The sequence below is a fragment of the Pseudomonas ceruminis genome (assembly GCF_021602025.1).
GTDB lineage: Bacteria > Pseudomonadota > Gammaproteobacteria > Pseudomonadales > Pseudomonadaceae > Aquipseudomonas > Aquipseudomonas ceruminis.
This window is the reverse complement of the sequence record NZ_BQHW01000029.1, coordinates 40,806-63,665: the sequence shown is the minus strand read 5'-3', so window position 1 is coordinate 63,665 and position 22,860 is coordinate 40,806. Positions and strand designations below refer to the sequence as shown.

Annotated in this window: 22 protein-coding genes and 1 pseudogene; 9 read left to right on the top strand and 14 right to left on the bottom strand. The window is 64.4% G+C overall.

Annotated elements, in window-relative coordinates:
- The 6 genes and pseudogenes from L6D80_RS25465 to mdcA all read right to left on the bottom strand — a co-directional run.
- A pseudogene (locus L6D80_RS25465) lies at nucleotides 1-149 on the bottom strand (phosphoribosyl-dephospho-CoA transferase MdcG domain-containing protein); the annotation flags it as partial.
- 1 nt (nucleotide 150) lies between these two features.
- The gene (mdcE, locus tag L6D80_RS25460; protein ID WP_054901405.1) at nucleotides 151-942 is read right to left on the bottom strand and encodes a biotin-independent malonate decarboxylase subunit gamma; all 792 of its coding nucleotides are present in this window, start codon (nucleotides 940-942) and stop codon (nucleotides 151-153) included.
- Nucleotides 939-1,787, bottom strand: a complete 849-nt coding sequence (locus L6D80_RS25455; RefSeq protein WP_176516451.1) for a biotin-independent malonate decarboxylase subunit beta — start codon at nucleotides 1,785-1,787, stop codon at nucleotides 939-941. Before L6D80_RS25455 ends, mdcE begins: the two co-directional genes overlap by 4 nt.
- Nucleotides 1,780-2,079 (bottom strand): malonate decarboxylase subunit delta, encoded by a 300-nt coding sequence (locus L6D80_RS25450; protein ID WP_054901407.1) that lies wholly within the window; start codon nucleotides 2,077-2,079, stop codon nucleotides 1,780-1,782. The genes L6D80_RS25455 and L6D80_RS25450 overlap by 8 nt, the downstream gene beginning before the upstream one ends.
- A 1-nt stretch (nucleotide 2,080) precedes the next feature.
- Nucleotides 2,081-2,923 carry a triphosphoribosyl-dephospho-CoA synthase gene (locus L6D80_RS25445; RefSeq protein ID WP_176516453.1) on the bottom strand — a complete coding sequence of 281 codons (843 nt, stop codon included), beginning with the start codon at nucleotides 2,921-2,923 and terminating at the stop codon, nucleotides 2,081-2,083.
- Nucleotides 2,923-4,584, bottom strand: coding sequence for a malonate decarboxylase subunit alpha (gene mdcA, locus L6D80_RS25440; protein WP_054901408.1), 1,662 nt, complete (start codon nucleotides 4,582-4,584; stop codon nucleotides 2,923-2,925). The genes L6D80_RS25445 and mdcA overlap by 1 nt, the downstream gene beginning before the upstream one ends.
- A gap of 76 nt (nucleotides 4,585-4,660) precedes the next feature.
- On the opposite strand from mdcA, the gene L6D80_RS25435 reads away from it, so the two are divergent.
- The 3 genes from L6D80_RS25435 to L6D80_RS25425 all read left to right on the top strand — a co-directional run bounded on the left by L6D80_RS25435 (nucleotide 4,661) and on the right by L6D80_RS25425 (nucleotide 7,274).
- On the top strand, nucleotides 4,661-4,861 hold the full coding sequence (locus L6D80_RS25435) for a hypothetical protein (protein ID WP_176516455.1): 201 nt from the start codon (nucleotides 4,661-4,663) through the stop codon (nucleotides 4,859-4,861).
- A 174-nt stretch (nucleotides 4,862-5,035) separates the two neighbouring features.
- Nucleotides 5,036-6,106, top strand: coding sequence for an enoyl-CoA hydratase/isomerase family protein (locus L6D80_RS25430; RefSeq protein ID WP_176516456.1), 1,071 nt, complete (start codon nucleotides 5,036-5,038; stop codon nucleotides 6,104-6,106).
- Nucleotides 6,107-6,122: 16 nt separating this feature from the next.
- Nucleotides 6,123-7,274, top strand: a complete 1,152-nt coding sequence (locus L6D80_RS25425) for an acyl-CoA dehydrogenase family protein (RefSeq protein WP_176516458.1) — start codon at nucleotides 6,123-6,125, stop codon at nucleotides 7,272-7,274.
- Nucleotides 7,275-7,284: 10 nt separating this feature from the next.
- On the opposite strand, the gene L6D80_RS25420 is transcribed toward L6D80_RS25425, so the two are convergent.
- Nucleotides 7,285-8,241, bottom strand: coding sequence for an AraC family transcriptional regulator (locus L6D80_RS25420; protein WP_054901470.1), 957 nt, complete (start codon nucleotides 8,239-8,241; stop codon nucleotides 7,285-7,287).
- Nucleotides 8,242-8,564: 323 nt separating this feature from the next.
- On the opposite strand from L6D80_RS25420, the gene L6D80_RS25415 reads away from it, so the two are divergent.
- Nucleotides 8,565-9,449 carry an alpha/beta hydrolase gene (locus tag L6D80_RS25415; protein WP_176516460.1) on the top strand — a complete coding sequence of 295 codons (885 nt, stop codon included), beginning with the start codon at nucleotides 8,565-8,567 and terminating at the stop codon, nucleotides 9,447-9,449.
- Between the two features lie 6 nt (nucleotides 9,450-9,455).
- Here L6D80_RS25415 and L6D80_RS25410 read toward each other — a convergent pair whose 3' ends face one another.
- Both L6D80_RS25410 and hisN read right to left on the bottom strand, forming a co-directional pair.
- Nucleotides 9,456-10,187, bottom strand: a complete 732-nt coding sequence (locus L6D80_RS25410; RefSeq protein WP_054901471.1) for a hypothetical protein — start codon at nucleotides 10,185-10,187, stop codon at nucleotides 9,456-9,458.
- Between the two features lie 129 nt (nucleotides 10,188-10,316).
- On the bottom strand, nucleotides 10,317-11,108 hold the full coding sequence (hisN, locus tag L6D80_RS25405; protein WP_054901412.1) for a histidinol-phosphatase: 792 nt from the start codon (nucleotides 11,106-11,108) through the stop codon (nucleotides 10,317-10,319).
- Nucleotides 11,109-11,311: 203 nt separating this feature from the next.
- Here hisN and L6D80_RS25400 point away from each other — a divergent pair, with 203 nt between their 5' ends.
- The gene (locus L6D80_RS25400) at nucleotides 11,312-12,202 is read left to right on the top strand and encodes a universal stress protein (RefSeq protein WP_054901413.1); all 891 of its coding nucleotides are present in this window, start codon (nucleotides 11,312-11,314) and stop codon (nucleotides 12,200-12,202) included.
- Nucleotides 12,203-12,269: 67 nt separating this feature from the next.
- Here L6D80_RS25400 and L6D80_RS25395 read toward each other — a convergent pair whose 3' ends face one another.
- The 3 genes from L6D80_RS25395 to ptrR all read right to left on the bottom strand — a co-directional run bounded on the left by L6D80_RS25395 (nucleotide 12,270) and on the right by ptrR (nucleotide 14,408).
- On the bottom strand, nucleotides 12,270-12,791 hold the full coding sequence (locus L6D80_RS25395) for an acyloxyacyl hydrolase (protein ID WP_054901414.1): 522 nt from the start codon (nucleotides 12,789-12,791) through the stop codon (nucleotides 12,270-12,272).
- 245 nt (nucleotides 12,792-13,036) lie between these two features.
- The gene (locus L6D80_RS25390; protein WP_054901415.1) at nucleotides 13,037-13,480 is read right to left on the bottom strand and encodes a hypothetical protein; all 444 of its coding nucleotides are present in this window, start codon (nucleotides 13,478-13,480) and stop codon (nucleotides 13,037-13,039) included.
- A 61-nt stretch (nucleotides 13,481-13,541) separates the two neighbouring features.
- Nucleotides 13,542-14,408: a putrescine utilization regulator PtrR gene (gene ptrR, locus L6D80_RS25385; protein ID WP_054901472.1), complete on the bottom strand. Its 867-nt coding sequence runs from the start codon at nucleotides 14,406-14,408 to the stop codon at nucleotides 13,542-13,544.
- A 105-nt stretch (nucleotides 14,409-14,513) separates the two neighbouring features.
- Between ptrR and L6D80_RS25380 the strand changes: the two genes are divergently transcribed.
- On the top strand, nucleotides 14,514-15,899 hold the full coding sequence (locus L6D80_RS25380) for an aldehyde dehydrogenase family protein (protein ID WP_176516462.1): 1,386 nt from the start codon (nucleotides 14,514-14,516) through the stop codon (nucleotides 15,897-15,899).
- A gap of 58 nt (nucleotides 15,900-15,957) precedes the next feature.
- On the opposite strand, the gene L6D80_RS25375 is transcribed toward L6D80_RS25380, so the two are convergent.
- Together L6D80_RS25375 and L6D80_RS25370 are read right to left on the bottom strand one after the other, a co-directional pair.
- Nucleotides 15,958-17,865 carry an AAA family ATPase gene (locus tag L6D80_RS25375; protein WP_176516464.1) on the bottom strand — a complete coding sequence of 636 codons (1,908 nt, stop codon included), beginning with the start codon at nucleotides 17,863-17,865 and terminating at the stop codon, nucleotides 15,958-15,960.
- Nucleotides 17,866-17,933: 68 nt separating this feature from the next.
- Nucleotides 17,934-18,845 carry a helix-turn-helix domain-containing protein gene (locus L6D80_RS25370; RefSeq protein ID WP_054901418.1) on the bottom strand — a complete coding sequence of 304 codons (912 nt, stop codon included), beginning with the start codon at nucleotides 18,843-18,845 and terminating at the stop codon, nucleotides 17,934-17,936.
- 150 nt (nucleotides 18,846-18,995) lie between these two features.
- Between L6D80_RS25370 and L6D80_RS25365 the strand changes: the two genes are divergently transcribed.
- The 3 genes from L6D80_RS25365 (at nucleotide 18,996) to L6D80_RS25355 (ending at nucleotide 22,818) form a co-directional block, all read left to right on the top strand.
- Entirely contained in the window at nucleotides 18,996-20,354 is a 1,359-nt protein-coding gene (locus L6D80_RS25365) for a glutamine synthetase family protein (RefSeq protein ID WP_176516466.1), read from the top strand.
- 65 nt (nucleotides 20,355-20,419) lie between these two features.
- The gene (locus L6D80_RS25360; RefSeq protein WP_054901420.1) at nucleotides 20,420-21,508 is read left to right on the top strand and encodes a polyamine ABC transporter substrate-binding protein; all 1,089 of its coding nucleotides are present in this window, start codon (nucleotides 20,420-20,422) and stop codon (nucleotides 21,506-21,508) included.
- A gap of 14 nt (nucleotides 21,509-21,522) precedes the next feature.
- Nucleotides 21,523-22,818 carry an NAD(P)/FAD-dependent oxidoreductase gene (locus tag L6D80_RS25355; RefSeq protein WP_176516468.1) on the top strand — a complete coding sequence of 432 codons (1,296 nt, stop codon included), beginning with the start codon at nucleotides 21,523-21,525 and terminating at the stop codon, nucleotides 22,816-22,818.
- The last annotated feature ends 42 nt before the right edge of the window (nucleotides 22,819-22,860 follow it).

The following is a 22,860-nucleotide window of genomic DNA, read 5'->3' as shown; positions in this document are numbered from 1 at the left end:
ACCGCCACCCAGCCTTCGTCGCACACGGCCCGCCGCACCACCACCGGCTGGCCGTGCGCAAGCACTTGCGCGGCCCAGGCCGGGGCATCGTCCGGCAACGTGGCCGGGAGCATCCCCCAAAGCAGGTCATGGGGCTGCGGGGCGCGCATGTCAGGCCTCCTGCCACTGGCTGCGCAGGCGTGCACGCACCGCGCGGGAGGCACTGCGATGCTCACCGGCCAGACGTGACGACAGGTCGGTAGCGCTGCCGATATCGCGCACGGCTTCGGCCAGGCAGGCACGCACCTGCGCAAGGTCCCCCGCACTCGGCGCATCGGCGTTGTCCACGCTCAGACGCCGCCACAGCAGGCCCAGGGAGGCATAGCTGGCCAAATCATAAGCCATGGGCGGCACTTCGGCGGCCAGTGCTTCGAGCTGCTCGACGCTGCGCAAGGTAATCCGCGCTGCGGCCGCCTTGCCCATCGCATGCACCATCACCCCGCCGTCATCCAGCGCGATCAGCCGTTGTGCCTGGTAGCCGTGGGCCAGAAACGCTCCGGACATGGCCTTGCCGACCAGCAGCCCAATGACCGGGTGCCCGGCCAGACGGGCCTGGGCATAGGCCTGCACAGCCGCCGCCAGGGCCTGGTGAATGCCCAGGGCCTCTTCGCGGCGCCCGTAGGCTTGGCTCGGCACATCGATCACCGCAATGATGGCGCGCTTCTCACCGTCGCGGTCCTGGTCCACAGCCTCGCTCACCGCCTTGGCCAGGCCCCACCCTTCGAGCAGGCCGACCTCGCCCGAGCGAGCACGAGGGAACGGGTTCTGTGCATCCGGCACCACGGCGATGAAACGCGCCAGGCGGTGGTCCAGCGCCCCGTCGATCACCTTCACCGACGCGGGATAGCCCGCCAGGGCTTCACCACCGGCAAGGCCCGGCAGCCAGTTCAAGGCACGGTTCATGAGGCATCTCCTTGGTAGAGGGCGCGCACGGCGGCGGCATCCAGTTGCGGGCAGTCATCGCCCAGCCGGCCAAGACGCTCCAGATACCAGGCCTGGCGGCTTGCACGGTTGGCAGAAGGCGCTTGCAGCACATCCAGCAGCTGTTGGCGAATGCTGTCGACATCGTCGTCCACATAGCGGTCCGCGAGGCCACTGGCATGGCGTTGCTCGCCACCGGTCAGGCTCCAGATGAACGGGCGGTCCTTGGCGTCGTACTCGGCAATGCCGGCTTCCTGTTCGATCACCTGCGGGCCGTTGAGGCCCAGGCGCGCTTCGCGGGTGACCAGCAGGTGGCTGCACAGGCCAGCGGCGATGGACATGCCCCCGAAGCAGCCCACCGCGCCGGCGACCACGCCTACCACCGGTTGATAGCTGCGCAGCTCGACGATGGCCGCCTGAATCTCGGCGATCGCCGCCAGGCCGAGGTTGGCCTCCTGCAGGCGTACCCCGCCGGTTTCCAGCAGCAGCACAGCGCAGGTGGGCACCCCGTGGCGATTGTCTTCGATGGCCAGCTCCAACGCGCCGGCAATCTTCGCCCCGCCCACTTCGCCCATGCTGCCGCCCTGGAAGGCGCCTTCGATGGCGGCGATCACAGCGTGGCGGCCGTCGAGCCGGCCCTTGGCGATGACCACCCCATCGTCGGCCTGGGGCACGATGCCCTGGCGCGGCAGCCAAGGGGACATCAGCCGGTCGAACGGGCCTAGCAACTCACGGAAGCTGCTGGGGTCGAGCAAGGTGCGGGCGCGCTGGCGAGCGCCCAGTTCGACAAAGCTGCGGCTGCGCAGCAGGCGTTCGGTGTCAGTCATGGGCGATCTCCTCGAAACCTTGCTCAAGGCGCAGGCGCACCACGCCGGGGGTAGCGCCGAAGTCATGGATGTCGATCTTCATGGCCGGCCATGGGCGGCCTTCGAACAGGCGCTGGAACAGCTGCTCCCAGCGGGCGCCGCTGCCGTTGACCGAGGTCACCACCTGGATCTGCAGGCAACCGGTGGTGCCAGGCTCTATCAGCACTTCCAGGTCGCCGGAGCTGACGCAACCGACCAACGTGCGGCCGCGCCCTGGCTCGGTGGCGGGGAATTGAAAGGTCAGGGTTTCCATGTCACAGGCTCCCGGCTTTATCGAGGAACAGGCAGGCGGCCAGCAAATCGGCGGCGCCGCCCGGTGAGGCATTGAGTTGCAGCAGTTGGGCGTCCAGCAGGCGCAGGCGCCGGCGCCCGTCAAGGCTGGCACTGCCCCCGACGACCAGCACGTCGCGGGCACCCGTTTGCAGAGCCTGCAAGCCTTGTGGGCCAGCACGCCATAGCACACAGGTGTCACTGAGCGCGGCCATGATCGCCAGTAAGGCATCGAGCCGTGCGTGGTTTTCGCTGGCGCCGGCAGCGCGGCTGCGGCGCAACTGCGGCAGGCCATGGTCGATCACCGCGGGGAAACCTTGTTGCGCCTGCTCACGGGCACCACTGGCGCCGTAGCGCCGACGCACCTGGGTGCCGTGGCTGTCCTGGGGGATCGCAGCAGGGTCATCGAACAGCGCGATGCGCCCAGCGCGGGCGGCCACTGCAGCGGGTTCGGCCTGAGCATCCAAGGCCTGCGCCGCGACCAGTAGACCTAACGCCCAGATCGCGCCGCGATGGGTGTTGACCCCAGCGGTGGTGGCCAGCATCGCCGCTTCGCCTTCACGGCCGATGCGCCCCAGGGTTGCGCGTAGCGCCGGGCTGACCTGGCCATGGGCCTGAGCGGCTTCGGCCATGTGTCGCAGGCACGGCCACAATGCCAGTGCCGAGGCCTGCATCAGGGCCAGGCTCATGTCGCTGTGCGCGCCGCTGCTGCGCCGGTCCACCAGGCCAGGCTTGGGCGACAGGTCGGCTTCGTCGATCAGTGCCTCCACCGCCAGATCGGCAAGCCGATCGGCCAGGGGCAAGGGCTGCAGGTTGAGTGCTTTCATTACCAGCTCCTGAACCGTGCAGGTGGGTTGTACAGGCCACCGGACCACTCGACCAAATCGGCAATGCTGCGTGCGGCGAGCAGTTCGCGGCTGGCGTCAGTGCGGCGGATGCCGAGGTCTTCGGGCAACGCCACCAGGCCTTGCTGGCGCAGGCGCAGGGTGTCGTTGGGGTTGTGGCGCAAGCCAATGGCGGTGACCCCGGCCACGGCGGCGATCATTTGCTGGCGCTCTTCCAGGCTGCGGGCCTTGTACAGGTAGGCAATGCCTTCTTCGGTAAGCAGGTGGGTCACGTCGTCGCCGTAGATCATCACCGGTGCCAGCGGCATGCCCGCCTTCCTCGCCACCTCGACGGCATCGAGGGTTTCGACGAACGTGGGTTTGCCACCTTCCTGGTAGGTTTCGACCATCTGCACCACCAGTTTGCGGCCGCGTTCGAGCAGCGTGTCGGGCACTGTCATGTCGAGCCATGCCGGGGTGGCGTGGCGGCGGCCGCGGGGGTCGTGGCCCATGTTCGGCGCGCCACCAAAGCCGGCCAGGCGGCCACGGGTGACAGTGGAGGAATGGCCGTCGCCATCGACCTGCAGGGTGGCGCCGATGAACAGGTCGACCGCGTACTGCCCGGCCAGCTGGCACATCATGCGGTTACTGCGCAGCGAGCCATCGCGGCCGGTGAAGAAAACGTCCGGGCGCTGGGCGATGTAGTCCTCCATGCCGAGCTCGGTGCCGAAGCAATGCACACTTTCGACCCAGCCGGTTTCGATGGCAGGGATCAGCGTCGGGTGTGGGTTGAGGGTCCAGTTGCGGCAGATCTTGCCCTTCAGGCCCAGCGACTCGCCGTAGGTCGGCAAGATCAGCTCGATGGCGGCGGTATTGAAACCGATGCCGTGGTTAAGCGACTGCACCTGGTGTTTTTCATAGATGCCACGGATGGCCATCATCGCCATCAGCACATGCACCGGCTTGATATGGCGCGGGTCACGGGTGAACAGCGGCTCGATATAGAACGGTTGGTCGGCAACCACTACAAAGTCCACCCAGGAGGCTGGAATATCCACCCGCGGCAGGTCGTCGACGCGCTCCACCAACTGGTTCACCTGGGCAATGACCAGGCCGTCGCTGAACGCTGCTGGCTCGACCAGCGCCGGGGTGTCCTCGGTACTGGGGCCGGTGTACAGGTTGCCGTCGCGGTCGGCCATGAAACCGGCGACCAGCGTGACGTTGGGGATCAGGTCCACCAGCAGGCGTGAATACAGTTCGATATAGGTATGGATGGCGCCGACTTCGAGCAGGCCGTCTTCCAGCAACTGGCCGATGCGCAGGCTCTGCGGCCCGGCGAACGAGAAATCGAGCTTGCGGGCGATGCCACGTTCGAACAGATCCAGGTGCTCACTACGGCTGACGCTGGGCATGATCATGTGCAGGTCGTGCAAGCGCTCGGGGTCGGCCTTGGCCAGTGAACGGGAGAGGAAATCGGCCTGTTTCTGGTTATTGCCCTCGAGCACGACACGGTCGCCGGGGGCTATCAGCAGTTCCAGGGCTTCGACGATACGCTCGGCCGGCAGCACCCTACCCTCGGCCAGATGGCGGACGCGGTCCAGGCGGCGCTGCTTTTCGGCGCGCCGCCTGGACCACTGCGGCGGTGGATTGTTCGTTATGGTCATGGGGTGACTCCACGGGTTCGCTGTCGTGGAGGCACAGTAGGCCGGCCCGGCCAACCCGATCAATCAAGCCGGGTGCGTGTTCATTACGCTCAGGTTAACGATTACCGGGACTCAGCGCCGCGGTGACGGCAGGCGAACCAGTGACCAGCAGGCCTCGGGCTCTTCCAGCACCCAGCGCACGCCGTTCAGCGGCGCGGGATCCAGCAGTTTCGGCGCCAGGTCACCCACCATCCAGTTGGCGGTGTTGGCCGACTATGCCAAAGTCATGGCGCTGTGAGTTCCGCGCGGCGCTGGGTCTTCACCACCCTGAAAGGTTCGGCCATGCAAAAATGCAGACTCCCCCTGCATTTTTGCCGATTGTGGACGACAAATTCGCATGCCACGATCTCGCGATACTCCAGCGCCCTCCGGACTTCACTCGGAAAATCAATAACAAAGCAGGGAGAACGCGATGACCGCGCACGCTCATGCCTCGGCAACGGCTCATGTACTGGCCGAGGTTCGCAACCACATTGGCCACCTCACCCTTAACCGCCCTGCCGGCCTCAATGCCTTGACCCTCGACATGGTGCGCAGCCTGCGCCAGCACTTCGACCGCTGGGCCGACGACCCGCAGGTGCTGGCCGTGGTACTGCGCGGCGAAGGCCCCAAGGGCTTCTGCGCCGGTGGCGATATCCGCTCGCTGCATGACAGTTACAAGGCCGGCGACACACTGCACGAAGACTTCTTCGTCGAGGAATACGCCCTCGACCTGCTCATCCACCGCTACCGCAAGCCCGTGCTGGTGCTGATGGACGGTTTCACCCTCGGGGGCGGCATGGGCCTGGCCCAGGGCTGTGACCTGCGCGTCGTCACCGAGCGCAGCCGCCTGGGCATGCCCGAGGTCGGCATCGGTTATTTCCCCGACGTGGGCGGCAGTTACTTCCTCTCCCGCATCCCTGGCGAACTGGGCACCTACCTGGGCGTCAGCGGCGCCCAGATCCAGGCCGCCGACGCGCTGTACTGTGGGCTGGCCGACTGGTACCTGCCCAGCGAGCAACTTGCAGCGCTGGATGAGGGCCTCGACCGCCTGAACTTCGGCGACCACCCGCTCAAGGACCTGCAGGGTCTGCTGGCCACCCTTGGCAGCCAGACACTGGAGGATGCGCCGCTGCAGAAGCTGCGCCCGGCCATCGACCACTACTTTGCCCTGCCCGACCTGGCGGCAATCATCCAGCAATTGCGCGCGGTGAGCATCGGCGACAGCCATCCCTGGGCCCTGGCCACCGCCGACCAGCTGGAAAGCCGCTCGCCCCTGGCCATGGCGGTTACCCTGCAGATGCTGCGCCGCGGCCGTCACCGGACGCTGGAAGAATGCTTCGCCATGGAGCTGCACCTGGACCGCCAGTGGTTCCAGTACGGCGACATCATCGAAGGCGTACGCGCCCTGATCATCGACAAGGACAAGCAGCCGCGCTGGAACCCGCCGACCCTGGCCGGCCTGCAACGCCAGCGGGTCGACCAATTCTTCGAAGGCCTGTGAGCCGGGGAGTACACAGATGCAAGACCTGGAACTGAGCGAAGAGCAGATCATGATCCGCGACATGGCCCGGGACTTCGCCCGTGGCGAAATCGCCCCCCATGCCCAGGCCTGGGAGAAGGCTGGCTGGATCGAGGATGACGTGGTGCGCAAGATGGGTGAGCTGGGCCTATTGGGCATGGTGGTGCCGGAGGAATTCGGCGGCAGCTACACCGACTACGTCGCCTACGCCCTGGCCGTCGAGGAAATCGCCGCTGGCTGCGGCGCCACCGGTGCGATGATGAGCATCCACAACTCGGTGGGCTGCGGGCCACTGCTGGCCTATGGTTCGCCCGAGCAACAACAGGCCTGGCTGCCGCGCCTGGCCAGCGGCGAAGTGATCGGTTGCTTCTGCCTGACCGAACCGCAGGCCGGCTCCGAAGCGCACAACCTGCGTACCCGCGCCGAGCTAGTCGACGGGCAATGGGTGATCAACGGTGCCAAACAGTTCGTCAGCAATGCCCGCCGCGCGGGGCTGGCCATCGTCTTTGCGGTGACCGACCTGGCGCTGGGCAAGAAAGGCCTGTCGGCGTTTCTGGTGCCCACCGACAACCCGGGCTTCAAGGTCGATCGCAGCGAACACAAGATGGGTATCCGTGCCTCGGACACCTGTGCAGTCACCTTCGACAACTGCCGCATTCCTGCCGCCAACCTGTTGGGTGAGCGCGGCAAGGGGCTGGCCATCGCCCTGTCCAACCTCGAGGGCGGGCGCATTGGCATTGCCGCCCAGGCCTTGGGCATCGCCCGAGCAGCCTTCGAGGCGGCGCTGGTCTACTCCCGCGAGCGGGTGCAGTTCGGCAAGCCGATCAACGAGCACCAGAGCATTGCCAACCTGCTGGCCGACATGCAGGTGCAAGTCAATGCCGCGCGCCTGCTGATCCTGCATGCCGCACGCCTGCGCAGTGCCGGTAAGCCGTGCCTGTCGGAGGCGTCGCAGGCCAAGCTGTTCGCTTCGGAAATGGCTGAACGGGTATGTTCGATGGCCATCCAGGTGCACGGTGGCTATGGCTACCTGGAGGATTACCCGGTGGAGCGTTATTACCGGGATGCACGCATCACGCAGATCTACGAAGGCTCGAGCGAGATCCAGCGGATGCTGATTGCGCGGGAGTTGAAGCACTATCCGTTGTGAGGCTGCAGCGCTAGCGCCGCTGCCTGAAGGTTTGCGAAGGCAGCAGGCCAAAGCGCGCGCGGTACATCTCGGAAAACCGCCCCAGGTGCAGGAAGCCGTAATCCATCGCCAGCTCGGTTACGCTGCGCACCGCGCAGCTGGTATCACTCAGGCAGGCGTGTACCCGTTCCAACTTGCGCTGGCGCACGTACTGCTTGGGCGTGGTGCCCAGGTGGCGGTCGAACAGCGCATACAGGGAGCGCACACTCATGCAGGCCTGCTCGGCCAGGGTCTCGGCCGCCAACTCCAGCTTCAGGTTGCGGTCGATGTAGTCGAGGATGCGCTCCAGGCTCGCCCCAGGGCTGCCCAGGCTCTCCCGACGAATGTTGGTGTTCATCAGGGTCAACAGCTTGCTGGCGACAATCTCGCTGTAGTGCCCCTGTACCCGCGGCAGCGAATCGCTCACCTCGGCCTCGTGGCAGACCATCGCCAACAGGTTGACGAAACCGTCCAGTTCTTCCAGCCGGTAGTGATTGCGCAGAAACCGCACACCTCCCTCCGGCCGCTGCCAGCGCTGCGCCTCGCAGATCGAGTCGAGCAGCCTGGTCGGCACCTTGAGAATGAATTTCTCGCAGTCCTCTGAATACGTCAGGTCAACCGGATCGTCCGGGTTGATCAGCAGCAGCTCACCCGGCACCAGGTGATGCTCGCGCTGGTGCCCCCGCCACAGGCAGTTGCCATTGAGCAGCACCTGCAGGTGATAGATGGTTTCCAGGGCCGGTGAAGTGACCCGCACGCTACCGCCGTAGCTGATGCGGCACAGGTCGAGTTCGGCGAACTTACGGTGGCTGAGACTGGCTTGTGGATGGGTGGTGCGCGAAAGGCCGATGCAGTGTTGGCCCACGTGCCGGTTGACGTAGTCGGACACCGCATAAGGGTCGGCGTGATGGAACACGCTACTGCGCTCGCTCAGCAGGCGGCTTTCCATAGGCAAAGGCACTCGGCATCGTTATTGTTCTGGGCGCCGCTTCCTACTGGCCAAGGCCCGTGGTCGCGGTCGTTCACGGTCATTCTACGAGCCCGGGGTCGGGTTTCTGGGGGCAACTGACCACCGGTGGCTGGATGACACACTAAGCAAAAGGTGGGGGTTGGGCAATGAGATGTTGGGATTGGGTGGGCGGATAACGGACGCCCGCCCTTCGCCCGCTGCGCGATTACCGGACACCGCCTGGAAACAGCTTGCAATCAAGCACTTGCTCCGTTCGGTAATATTTCCGACATCAAGGCCAGCACATCTGCTAAAAAAGCCGCATGCCAACCCTTCTGCTCTCTCACCTTCGTCGCCGCTGGCTCACCTGGCTGTGCGCTACCCTGCTGATCATCGGCCTCCCCGCCGGTTGCGCCGTGCTGCAGCACAAGGAGCGCGAGCTGGTGTTTCGCATCGAACCTGGCCAGGCGAGCTGGTTCCACGGCCTGCCCAGTGACGTGCAGGAACTTGACCTGCGCCCACGCACTTTCACCGAAAACCAGAGCCTGCATGCCTGGTGGTGGCCGGCCAAACGCGCCGACGCCCCCGCCATCCTCTACCTGCACGGCGTACGCTGGAACCTCACCGGCCAACTGTTCCGCATCCAGCAACTGCACGCGATGGGCTATTCGGTGCTGGCCGTGGATTACCGTGGCTTCGGCCAAAGCCGCGGTGACCTGCCATCCGAGGCCACAGTCTACGAAGACGCGCGTATTGCCTGGGAGCGCTTCGCCCAACTGCAGCCGAACGCCAACAAGCGCCTGATCTTTGGCCATTCACTGGGCGGCGCAGTGGCAGTCGAGTTGGCCACGGAGCTGGCGCGCCAGGCGCAACAGGACGGCCATGGCGCACCGGCCCGGGGCTTGATTCTCGAATCAACCTTCACCTCGCTGGGCGATGTCGCCGCCGCAGTCGCCGACACCACGCTACCGGTGCGCTGGCTGCTGTCGCAGAAGTTCGACTCGCTGGACAAAATCAAGGACGTGGGCCTGCCACTGCTGCTGGTACACGGCCTGGACGACCGTTTCGTGCCGGCCCGTTTCAGCCAGCAGCTGTTCGAGGCCGCTCAGCAGCCCAAGACCCTGCTGTTGGTGCCAGGGGCCACCCATAACAACAGCATGAGCCTGGCAGGCCAACGTTACCGGCAGGCGATTGAAGGGTTGCTCTGAGCGTTCTTATTGCACCGGCAAGAAGTTCATCAGCAACAGGCTTTGCGCATAGTTCAACCCGATGCGCCGGTAGCGCTCATCCAGCAGCTCCGCCAGCAGGTCCAGGCGCGCCACGATCTTGCCGAACTCCACCGCAAAACTCAGGTTGCTGGCCTGTTCCGAGATCTCGTTGGAGAACAGCAGCAACACGCCATTGGCATCCTGGCGCTGGCTCAACATCCAGGTGGCCTTCTCGATGTTGCGTGCGGCGTTGTTGATGAACAACGGGTCGAGGGTATCGGTCATGTAAAACTCGCTACGCCCCCCATGCGCGGTGATCAGCATGCTGCCGATGGCATAGATGAAGGCACCGACCCGGTCCCCCCGAAACGCCGGGCTCAAGGCATAACTCAAGGCAGCCAGGTCGCGGCGGTTGCCTAGCTGAGGGAGCGGTTGGCGCTGTTCGATGGCCAGCCTGATCTGCCGCTCGGCCGTGGCCGCATCGAGGTAGCCGGACATCTTCCACTGGTTAGGGTTGCGCAGGTACAGCTTGTTCATCAGCAGGTACAAGCTCTGCAGGTTGTCGCGCATGGCCAGGGTCGCCATGCGGTCGACGCTGGTCTGGAACAGCTCGCTGGGCTTGCCGTCGCCGAACTGGCTGACGATGTCGCGGCCCTGTTGCTGGGTACAGGCCCCCAGGCAAATCAACGTACCTGCCAGCAGCAGGCGTGGGAGGATTTCAATTTTGCTTGCAACCATCGGCACCGGGTCGAAGTCGGCGGCCGCGCTGGGGATCGGCGCAGCCTGGCCAAGCATAGAGCCCGCAAATGCGAAAAAGTGCGATGGGGCGGCGTAAGCCGCGCAAGCGCCAGTGCCTGCAACCCACCGTCACATGGCGTGTTGCAGCATCTGCACCACCTGTGCATGCAACGCCGGGTCCCCGCAAGCCACCACACACCCACCGTTCTGCGCCGAGCTGCCATCCCAGGCGGTCATCACCCCACCCGCCCCTTCAATGATCGGCATCAGCGCCTGCACGTCATACGCCTGCAGGCTGGCCTCGACAATCACATCGACAAACCCTGACGCCAGCATGCAATAGGCGTAGCAGTCGCCGCCGTAGCGCATCAACCGCGCCTTGCCGGCAACGGCTTCGAAGGCTGCCTTGCGCTGCGGGGTGTCGAACATGTCGGGAGTGGTGCACATCAGTGTGGCCGCAGCCAGGTCCGCGCAGGCCCGTGTTTTCAACGCGGTGCCGCTGCGCCAGGCACCTTCGGGCGTACCGACGAAGCGCTCGCCAGTGAAGGGCTGGTTCATCACCCCCAGCACCGGGCGCGAGCCATCGTTCAGGGCAATCAAGGTACCCCACAGTGGCAACCCCGTGATAAAGGCGCGAGTGCCGTCGATCGGGTCCAATACCCAGGTCAGCGGGCTAGTGCCAAGTGCAACGCCCTGCTCCTCCCCCAGGATGCCGTGCTCTGGGTACCGAGCCTGGATCAATGCGCGCATCGCCTCTTCGGCGGCTTTGTCGGCCACGGTTACCGGGTCGTACAGGCGCCCGCCCTTGTCCTCGACGTCCAGGCTGGCGCGAAAATACGGCTGGATCGCCGCCGCCGCGGCATCGGCCAACTGCTCGGCAAACGCGCGAAATTCACCAATCTGTTCAGCATTCAGGGTCATGGGCCAAGCCTCGGGCAAATGATGGGGCCGGCATCATACCTGACAACCCACTCGACCGTGGGCGCCGGCCCACACGCAGTGCCGGATATGATCAGCGCACGGTGGCACTGCGGCAAAAGCCTGCCCGGGCGTTACTGGGTCTAGACTCAACATAGCGACCTGTTGGCACTGACCGGGGGGCTGCCCACACGTGGAGGTGTGCGATGAGCCAGTTCAAGCGTCTGTTCGTCATGCTCGGCCCGCAAATGCGCTACACGCCCGCGTTGCAGCGCGCGGCGGCACTGGCAGAGTCCAGTGGCGCACTGCTGGATATCAACGTGTTCGTCGACGATGTCGACACCTTCGGCCTGATGAGTGACGGCCATGAGCGTGAGCATCTGCTGGCCGACAATCGTCAATGGCTGGCCGACGCAGCGGAGCAGTTAGGCAATGCCGGCCTGGATGTGTCCACCGAACTGCTGCTGACCCGCGACCCGTTGGGCAGCGTCATCGAGCGCATCGAACGCCTGGGCTGCGACCTTCTGGTCAAGGACGTGCAACATGAGCCGGTCCTCAAGCGCCTGCTGGTCACGCCGCTGGATTGGCAACTGCTCAAGGACAGCCCGGTGGCCGTGCACCTGGTCAGCGACATCCGCCTGCCGCTGCCAAGGCAGATCGCGGCGGCGGTCGACCTCAACTGCCACGGTGCGGGCGAACACCTCGACGACCAGGTGATCTGCAGCGCCCACGCCTTGGCCCTGCAATGCAACGCCGAGCTGCATCTGTTGCACGTGTGCGATGCCGCCAAGACCCACATCGCCGACTTCGGTGCCGGCACGGTGACCATGCCCGGTTTTGGCGGTAGTGTGCGCACGGCCCAGCGCACGGCGTTCAACCGCCTGGGTGACCACCATCAGATCGCGCTGGAACGCAGGCATTTCGTCGAAGGCCCGGCGATACGGGCGATTGCCCACTTCGTCAGCCATAGCCGGGTGGATGTGATCGTGATGGGCAGCCATCGGCATGATGCCCTGCAGACCTTCCTGGGTGGAACCACGGCACATGTGCTGGAACATCCGCTGTGCAATGTGCTGGCGATCAAAGGCGTCAGCTGAGTGACGCCCAGCCGCCCACGGCCCCTCGCGGCACTTCGGCGCGAAGGGGCCGGTAGTCAACGGTGTGTCAGAAGCCCTTGCTGTAGAACAGCGAGTACGACTCGATGCCGTCGTTGGGCTGCTTGATGCCGGCGTTGGAGTAGTGGATGGCACGAATGCCGACCTTCTGCTCGCCCGGCAGTTTCAAGCCGAAACCGATGCGGTCTTCGAAGTTGACCGAAGAGCCCAGACGCTGGTCGCCCACCTTGGTCTTGGAAAACGCAGCCAGGCCGATACCTGCCTCGATGTACGGGGTGTAGGTGAAACCGCTGAATTCATAGGTGAACACCGGGCTGAACGACAGCGAATGGGCACCGCTGAAATCGCCACCTTCCCAGTAGGTATAGCCAGCATCCCAGTAGCCACTCACGAAACCGGTGCTGCTTTCCAGCCATTTCTTGTCCCAGTCAAAGGACAGGCCGATGCGGTAGGTCATGTCGCCCTGGCTGGTAGCGCCCACAGCCCCGGAAACTTGTGCGGCCTGGGCCAGGTTGGCCCCGGCGAAGGCCAATACAGCAGCGGCCAGCGAAGCGGCGAGACGGGTTTTCATTGATGACTTCTCCTGATGGTCAACACGGCAAGCGGGGGCTCGGGCCCCTTGTTTTTACGTTGACCGACGCATCCAGCCGGTCACACGGGGTAATACTTTTCTGATTATTGTCCAGATAATCAGAAAGTTGAAAGTGAATTGCCACTAATGGCTAATTTCATCGCCCCTGGTGAGCTGGCGCGGTTTGGCCTGTGGGAGGCTCCAGCGCTCGGTTTGCCTGAACGCTGGGCCCCCAGGCATGCCCGTCAACGCCAGTTGAGGTTCACCGTGGCAGGCGCCTTGCCGTTCACCGTCACGTGCTGCTGCACGGTGGCACCGTCCGCCTGGCCAATGACGGTGTACTGGCCCGGTGGCAATTGCACGTAAAGCAACGGGCCGACATCCTGCAGGCTGAGCACCGATTTGCCGTGCGCGCTCTGAATGTCCACCGATGCGCCGCTCTGGAACTTACCTTCCGGCCCGGTTGACAGTTCGACGTGCAGGTCATAGCCCGCAGTCTTGCGCAGGGCATTGGCCTCATCCTGGCCAATCCCCCCTTGCAGGTAGCGGATGCCGTTCTGTTCCTGGGGCTGCAGTTGCACGGCCTGCATGTCGATGGGTGCATTAAGGTCGGCCGCGGCGGCGAGGGTCCACGGTAATGCCAGCGCGAGCAACAGCGTCGCGCCCAAGGCATAGTGATGATTACGCATGGTCAGCTCCTCCTTATGGAGATGGCTTACCTGACATTGGATGCCCTGGCACAGGGCAGGTTCAGGCCGCGCGCCGCTCTTCGAGCAATTTCACGAACATGCTCAGGCTGCGCGACACGGTGCCGCGGCGCCACACCAGCCAGGTCTTGAGGTAGCGAAAATCCTCTGACATCGGCCAGGCGCTGACGGTGCTGCAGCCGGGCATGTTGTCGAGCATGCTGCGCGGCAACATCGCCAGGCCGGCACCGGCGCTGACGCACGCCAACATCCCGTGGTACGACTCCATTTCGTGGATCTTGCCCGGCACGGCCTGGTCCTGGACGAACCAGTTCTCGAAATGATGACGGTACGAACAGTTGGCGCGGAAGGCATAGATGCTCGCGCCGTTGACGTCCTGGGCACGGCCCACCGGCGCATGGTTGAGCGGCGAGATGATGACCATTTCCTCTTCGAATACCGGTATGCCTTCGAGGGTGGGGTGCAGCACCGGACCATCGACGAAGGCCGCCACCAGGCGCCCGGACAGCACGCCTTCGAGCATGGTCCCCGAAGGCCCGGTGGACAGGTCGAGGTCAACCTTGGGGTAGCGCTGGTTGTAGGCGGCCAGCAACGCGGGGATGCGTACCGCCGCCGTGCTCTCCAGCGAACCGAGGGCGAAGGTGCCTTGGGGATCTTCACCGGCCACGGTCAGCCGCGCTTCGTGGACCAGGTCCAAAATGCGCCGGGTATATTCAAGGAAATTCCAGCCCGCCGGGGACAGGCGCAGCCGGCTCTTCTCTCGGATGAACAGCTCGACGCCCAGGTCCTCTTCCAACTGCTTGATGCGTGTGGTCAGGTTCGAGGGCACTCGATGGATGTGCTGGGCCGCGGCGCTGATACTGCCCTGCTCTGCCACGGCCTTGAAGATTTCCAGTTGCACCAGGTCCACAGTCATTCTCCAAACGTGAATGTTTCGCTCATTATTATTCAGTTTTCATTAAAGCCATAGCCCACTAGTCTGGCCTCACTGATTAACAACAACGAGTGCCCCGCCATGAGCGAGATCAGCAGCCTGACCCACGCCATTTCCGTTGACCCCTTCAGCGGCGAACAGATCGGCAGCTACCCCTATGACACCGATGCTGCACTGGAAGCGGCATTGCAACGCGCCAAGCTTGGCTACCGGCAGTGGCGCCAGGTGTCGCTGGGTCAGCGCAGCGAATACCTGCTCGCCCTGGCCAGCGCCCTGGAAGCCAAGGCCGAAGCCTTTGCCCAGATGATCAGCCACGAAATCGGCAAGCCGGTCAGCCAGGCTCGCGGTGAAGTGAGCAAGTGCGTGGGCCTGTGCCGCTGGTACGCTGAGCACGGCCCCGCCATGCTCGCCCCTGAGCCGACCCAGGTGGAAAAAGCCCGTATCGAATACCGCCCGTTGGGCCCGATCCTGGCGGTGATGCCCTGGAACTTCCCGATCTGGCAGGTGCTGCGCGGCGCGGTACCGGCGATCCTGGCCGGCAACACCTACGTGCTCAAGCACGCCCCGAACGTGATGGGCAGCGCTTACCTGCTGGGTGAATTGTTCAAGGATGCCGGCGTGCCGGAAGGCGTGTTCGAGGTGCTCAACGTGACCCCTGAAGGGGTTACCCGCGCCATCAATGACCCACGCATCGCCGCGGTGACCCTCACCGGCAGCGTGCGCGCTGGCATGGCCATCGGGGCCCAGGCCGGTGCTGCATTGAAAAAATGCGTGCTCGAGCTGGGCGGTTCCGACCCGTTCATCGTACTGGCTGACGCCGACCTGGATGCCGCGGTCAAGGCCGCAGTGATTGGCCGGTACCAGAACACCGGGCAGGTCTGCGCCGCCGCCAAGCGCCTGATCGTCGAGCAAAGCATCGCCGAGGCGTTCACGCACAAGTTCGTCGAAGCCACGCGTCAGCTGAAAATCGGCAACCCGCTGGAGGACGACACCTACATCGGCCCTATGGCCCGCTACGACCTGCGTGACGAGCTCGATGGTCAGGTCCAGGCGACCCTCGCCGAAGGTGCCACCCTGCTGCTCGGCGGCAACAAGATCGAGGGCGTGGGTAACTTCTACGCACCTACCGTGTTCGCCAACGTGACTCCGGAGATGACCGCGTTCAAGCAGGAGCTGTTCGGGCCGGTAGCCGCGATCATCACCGCCCGGGATGCCGACCACGCCGTGGAGCTGGCCAACGACAGCGAGTTTGGCCTGGCGTCGACCATCTACACCGCCGACTATGCCTTGGCCGAGCGCATGACGGCGGCGCTGGATACCGGTGGCGTGTTCATCAACGGCTACTGCGCTTCCGACCCCCGTGTGGCATTTGGTGGAGTGAAGAAGAGCGGTTTCGGCCGCGAGCTGTCGCACTTTGGGGTGCGCGAGTTCACCAACGCCCAGACCGTGTGGCTGGACCGTAACTGATGTACTGAAGGGGCTGCTGCGCTTGCCGGCCATGGGCCGCCCAGCGGCCCCGCTCAGCTCAATCGCGAACCTGGTCCTTGACCCAGTCCAGCATCCCCCCCGGCACGATCAACTCGTGCCGCGCCCGTGAACAGGCGGTATACAACCCCGCCAGCAGGCGCGCCCGCTCATTGCGATTGCCCGCCGCTGCAGGCGCAACCATCAGTTCTGGCGACACCATCACCCGGGCGAACTCCATGTTCTTCACATCGCGCACCCGGCCCAGGAACAGTTTCGGCGCCTTGTCCCAGCGATAGCGGCTCTTGGCCTTGGCGAAGTGCTCCGGGGTATAGCCCTTGCGCAGCATGTTGGCCACCGCCACGAATGCCTTGTCGTCGCCTTTGTCCTGCTCCAATGCCTGCCAGCTGGCGTACCGGAACAGCATAGGGTGGCGCGGCCGGGTTCCATGGCGATACAGCTCGATGCAGTCCTCGACGAACAGCTCGAAGTCCTTGCGCGCACTTTTCAGCAACACGAACGGCACCCCCTGGTGAGTCAGGCGCTGGAACCAGCCAAACAAGCCCCACTCGTCATCGACGATCAATGCCGTCGGTTGCTGGGGCACGGTGACCGTGTCGAAGAAGCTGACCCGTGTGTAGTGCTCGGCGCTGCCGCTGAATGCTGCCTGGATGGCTGCGGGGTGGGCCTGGATCAGTGGGTTGAGCACGCTGTCCATGGCTGGCCCGGCGCGCAACGAATGGTCGATGTAGCGCTGGCGGATGAAGCTGCCATGGTGCGGGCTCAGGCCATCGAGGTTCTGCAACTCGTCGCCCAGCGCAATGACCGATTGCGGGCTGCGGTCGAGCACCGCGAGCATCGGTGCGGAGAGCTCGTGCGCCTCGTCGACGATGATATGGGTGTAGCGGTTGTCGATGGCCTCGGCGGTCAGCGACAACAGTTTGACCCGGTGGTAATCGCGTACCGGCAGTTGAACCTCACGCGATGAAGGGCGAATCAGCTCTTGCCAGTACAAGCGCGCCTTTTCCAGCAGCACCTCCTGGTCCAACGGTGAGGTACCGGGGCCGGCCCAGGGCAAATGATGCAGTTGCACCTGGCTGTCGCCGCTGCGACAGAAACTGCGCACGGCCTTGATGCACAGGGCGACCACATCGCGGGCCGCCAAGGGGCCAATGTCAGGAATGGCCAGCCATCGCACCACCTGCGCTTCCTGTGGGCGCCACGAAAGCTTGGTCCGGTACGGGTCACGCAGGCGCCAGCCGTTGCTGGTGAGGTCGCGGTTGAGGATTTCGTCGGCCAACTGGCCGAAGGTCATTGCGGTGTAGGCCGCAGCATCCTTGACCCGCGCCTGCAGCGCCCTGAGCTGGCCTTCGGTGAGGGCCAGCAGCAAGGTGCGATGGGGCTCGAGCAACCGCGCGAACTGGTGGATGAGGAATGTCTTGCCAGTGCCGGCGAAGCCCTGCACCGCCACCGATTCGTCGCCCCCGCAAAGAAACTCGCGCAGCAGGCGGTTCTGCTGGTCGCTGAGCATCAGGTCGCTGGCCAGGGACGGCAGGTAGACCGGGTGCAACGGGGTCACCCGCTGGCGGTAGCTGTCGGCGAACTGGAAGTTCCACTGGCCTTCGGCGTCCAGAAATTCATCCGTCGGGTAATCGACCTCGGCCGATGGCAAGCCCACGCCGTTCTCCCCGAGCATACCCAGCCCCATGGCGAATGCCTCGCGGTCGAAATGCTGCGCCACCTGGCCTTGGAAACGGCCTGGCGCGGCAGCGTCGACTTGGTTGGCGATGCGTACGATCTCGGCAAAGCGGCGCTCCTGCACGTCAGCCGACACGCTGGCCGGTTGGCGCGGCAGGTTTTGCACGAACAACACGGCGGCGGCTTCGAGCACACTGGCGGTCTGGAAAAAATCAGTGGCCGTGCTCGCCAGGCGGTCGGCCTGGTCGCTGGGCAAAGGCAGGTAGAACATTGGAACCTCGGGTGGAAACTGCCGGGCACGATAGCAATTTTCCGCAGCGAATGCTGGATCCAGTGCTGTCAGTACCCGCGAAGCGGCCGGCCACGCTTGAGGGTCTCGCTCGGCAACTCCCGGAACAGTTGCCGGTAACTTTCAGAAAACCGCCCCAGATGCCAGAACGACCAGCGCATGGCCACTTCGGCGATGGTCACTTCCCCGCCACGCAACAGGTCACGCCGTGCACCATTGAGCCGGCGCAAGCGCAACCATTGCGCCGGCGGCATGCCGGTAAAAGCCTTGAAAGCCTCTTGCAACTGACGCAGGGAAACACCGGCAACCGCCGCCAGTTCCACCAGGTTGAGGGTTTCTTCCGGGCAGTCTGCCGCCCATTCGCTAACCCGCTGCATGATGCCCCGCTCCTCCCCGCGTCGCCCCAGGGCGCCGCCCTGCAGGCGCTGGCAGGCGTTGTCGAGAATGAACAGGCAGTCTTCCAGCAACTGCTCGGCCAACGCCTGCCCCGCCAGCGGGCAATCGGCCTGCCCCAGGCGCGTCAGGGTGGCGCTGAGCCAACTGCCGAACAGCGCGTTCTGCCCACTTCCCAGCGGCACCATGAACAGGCCTTCGAGGCGCTGCGTATCGAGGCCATGGCGGGCCAGGAAGGCCTGGTCGAACACCACCGCCACTTCCTGGTAATTCTCCGGCGTGATCCAGATATTGCGGCTTTGTTCGTTGAGCAGGTAGAGGCTGTTCTCGCTGCGATCGAAACAGAACGTCAATGCGCCGCTCGGCGCGCGGAAAAATTGCTCCACCCGGGTGTTCAGGCGCTCTTCGTAAACCTCGACGCCATCGAGCCCCAGGCAACGCAACTGGCCACTGAAATGGCCCGGCGACATCTGCCGGTACTGTTGCTGCCATCCGGGCGAGGCACGCACCTGCTCGGAGACATCGGTGGTGTGGAAAGCCTGAACCTGCAAGGCATTGGGCGTTGTCACGCTGGATCCTATTGCACTCTTTTGGTGCATTGATTGCCGAAGAAAGTGGATAGATCGCCCCAGGGGGCTGCGCCCAAGATAGTCTCCAGCGCGTCAACTGGGAAGCCACCGGCACCCGACGCGCACATGAAACCCAACCAAGAGGTCTGTATGAACGCCCCTTTCGATCAGCTCTCCGCCTGGCTGAAAGAACACCGGATCACCGAAGTCGAATGCGTGATCAGCGACCTGACCGGCATTGCCCGCGGCAAGATCGCCCCGACCGCCAAGTTCCTCCACGAGCGTGGCATGCGCTTGCCCGAGAGCGTGCTGCTGCAGACTGTCACCGGCGACTACGTCGACGATGACATCTACTACAGCCTGCTCGATGCCGCCGACATCGACATGGTCTGCCGCCCCGACCCCACGGCGGTGTACCAGATTCCCTGGGCCATCGAACCGACCGCCATCGTCATCCACGATACCTTCGACAAGCAGGGCAACCCGATCGAGCTGTCGCCACGCAACGTGCTGAAGAAGGTGCTCAAGCTGTACGCCGACAAAGGCTGGCAGCCAATCGTCGCGCCGGAGATGGAGTTCTACCTGACCCAGCGCTGCGAAGACCCGGACTTGCCGCTGCAAGTGCCGATGGGCCGCTCTGGCCGCGCCGAAAGCGGTCGCCAGTCGTTCTCGATCGACGCCGCCAACGAATTCGACCCGCTGTTCGAGGACGTTTACGACTGGTGCGAGATCCAGGGCCTGGACCTGGACACGCTGATCCATGAAGACGGCCCAGCGCAGATGGAGATCAACTTCCGCCATGGCGACGCGCTGGACCTGGCCGACCAGATCACCGTGTTCAAACGCACCATGCGCGAGGCGGCGCTCAAGCACAATGTGGCCGCCACCTTCATGGCCAAGCCCATCACCGATGAGCCGGGCAGTGCCATGCACCTGCATCAGAGTGTGGTCGACATTGCCACCGGCAAGCCCGTGTTCGCCAACGATGATGGCAGCATGAGCGAGCTGTTCCTGCACCATATCGGCGGCCTGCAGAAGTACATCCCCAAACTGCTGCCGATGTTCGCCCCCAACGTCAACTCGTTCCGCCGCTTCCTGCCGGACACCTCGGCACCGGTAAACGTCGAGTGGGGTGAAGAAAACCGCACCGCCGGCCTGCGCGTGCCGACCTCCAGCCCCGATGCGATGCGCGTGGAAAACCGCCTGCCAGGGGCCGATGCCAACCCTTACCTGGCCATCGCCGCGAGCCTGCTGTGCGGCTACCTGGGCATGGTCGAAAAGATCGAGCCGAGCGCACCGGTACAGGGCCGAGCCTACGAACGACGCAACCTGCGCCTGCCGATCACCATCGAAGACGCCCTGCAGCACATGGAAGACTGCGAAACCGTGCAGCGTTACCTGGGCAAGCAATTCGTTCAGGGGTATGTGGCAGTCAAGCGTGCCGAGCATGAAAACTTCAAGCGTGTGATCAGTTCGTGGGAACGCGAATTCCTGTTGCTTAGCGTCTGATCGCCAGGGGGCGCCCTGCGCCCCTGTGCACCGAACCGAAAGAACAAGACCAACGAGGTGTCGACATGCGTCATCTGCAAGCCCTGATTCCTGCAGCATTCACCCTGCTGTTCGGTGCGGCCGCCCAGGCCCAGCCTACGGTCAGCGTCTACAACTGGACCGACTACATCGGTGACACGACACTGGCCGACTTCCAGGCCAGCAGTGGGATCAAGGTCATCTATGACGTGTTCGACTCCAACGAAACCCTGGAGGGCAAGCTGCTCGCCGGCCGCACGGGCTACGACGTGGTAGTGCCGTCCAACCACTTCCTTGCCCGCCAGGCCAAGGCCGGGGCGTTTCTACCGCTGGACCGCAGCAAGCTGCCCAACTGGAAGCACCTGGACCCTAAACTGCTCAAGCAGCTCGAGCAGAATGACCCAGGTAACACGTATGCCGTGCCGTACCTGTGGGGCACCAACGGCATCGGCTACAACGTCGACAAGGTCAAAGCCGTGCTGGGCATTGACCACATCGATTCCTGGGCGGTCCTGTTCGAGCCTGAGAACCTGAAAAAACTCAAGCAGTGCGGCGTGGCGTTCATGGATTCGCCCGACGAGCTGTTCCCGGCCATGCTCAACTACCTGGGCCTGGACCCGCGCAGCGAAAAGCCGGCCGATTACGCCAAGGCCGAAGCACGCCTGCTGGAGTTGCGCCCTTACATCACTTACTTCCATTCCTCCAAGTACGTGTCGGACCTGGCCAACGGCGACATCTGCGTGGCCTTCGGCTATTCCGGCGACGTGTTCCAGGCCGCCAACCGCGCGGTGGAGGCCAAGAACGGCGTGAAGGTGGCCTACAGCATTCCCAAGGAAGGCAGCAACCTGTGGTTCGACCTGCTGGCCATCCCGAAGGACGCCAACAATCCTGAGCAGGCCCTGGCCTTCATCAACTATCTGCTGGACCCCAAGGTGATTGCCAAGGTCAGTACCACCGTGGGTTACGCCAACGCCAACCCAGACGCCAAGGCGTACATGGATAAAGCACTGGTCGACAACCCAGAGATCTACCCACCCCAAGAGGTGCTGGACAAGCTGTACATTTCCAGCACGCCGAGCCCGGCGATCATGCGCGTCATGACCCGCTCCTGGAGCAAGATCAAGTCCAACCGCTGAGCCGAGACCGTGCCATGCCCTTCGATACCCAACACACCGCATCGTATTACGCTGCCACCGCGCGTCATACGACGCCCTACCCCAGCCTCGACGGCGAACTGACGGCCGATGTCTGTGTGGTCGGTGGCGGCCTGACCGGGGTCAATACTGCGCTTGAGCTGGCTGAGCGCGGCCTGTCGGTGATCCTGCTGGAAGGCCGTCGCATCGGCTGGGGCGCCAGCGGACGTAACGGCGGCCAACTGATCCGCGGCATCGGCCATGACGTCAGCGGCTTTGCCCGCTATGTCGGGCAGGACGGGGTGCGCTACCTCAAGCACGCTGGGATCGATTCGGTGGCACTGGTGGCCAGGCGCATCGAGCAATACGGCATTGCCTGCGACCTGCGCTGGGGGTTTTGCGAGCTGGCCAACACCCCAGCCCAGTTCGCCGCCTTCAAGGATGAACAGCGCGAGTTGGCCGAACTGGGTTACCCACACGAAACACGCCTGGTGGCCCCGGAGCAGTTGCACCAGATCGTTGCCAGCGACCAGTACGCGGGCGGGCTTGTGGACATGGGCTCTGGCCACCTGCACCCACTCGACCTGGTCCAGGGGGAAGCGCGTGCCGCCCACGGTCTTGGCGTGCGCATCTTCGAGCAGAGCCCGGTGCTGCGCATTGAGCACGGCGCCACAGTGACCCTGCACACCGCACGCGGCAAGGTACGCGCGCAAAGCCTGGTACTGGGCTGCAACGCCCACCTCGATGAACTGGAACCACGGCTGAGCGGCAAGGTGCTGCCCGCAGGCAGCTACGTGGTGGCTACCGAGCCACTGCCCGAGGCTGTCGCCCAGGCACTGATCCCACAGAACATGGCGATGTGCGACCAGAAGGTCGGCCTGGATTACTACCGCCTTACCGCCGATCGCCGCTTGCTGTTCGGCGGTGCTTGTCACTATTCAGGGCGGGACCCCAAGGACATCAGTGCCTACATGCGCCCCAAAGTAGTGAAGGTGTTCCCGCAGCTGGCCGATGTGCGTATCGACTACCAGTGGGGCGGTATGATCGGCATCACCGCCAACCGCTTCCCTCAGGTCGGGCGGTTGAGCCAGCACCCGAACGTCTACTACGCCCAGGGTTATTCCGGGCATGGCCTGAACGTGACGCACTGGACGGCCAAGCTGCTGGCCGAGAGCATTGCGCTGGGCCACAGCCAGGGGCTGGATGTGTTCAGTGCAGTACCTCACCTGACGTTCCCGGGCGGCAAGGCGCTGCGTTCGCCCCTGCTGGCGTTGGGGATGTTGTGGTACCGATTGCGGGAGGTACTGGGCTAAGCCGGCTCACCTTAGGCGAGCCGTCGGCGGGCAACCGTGCGG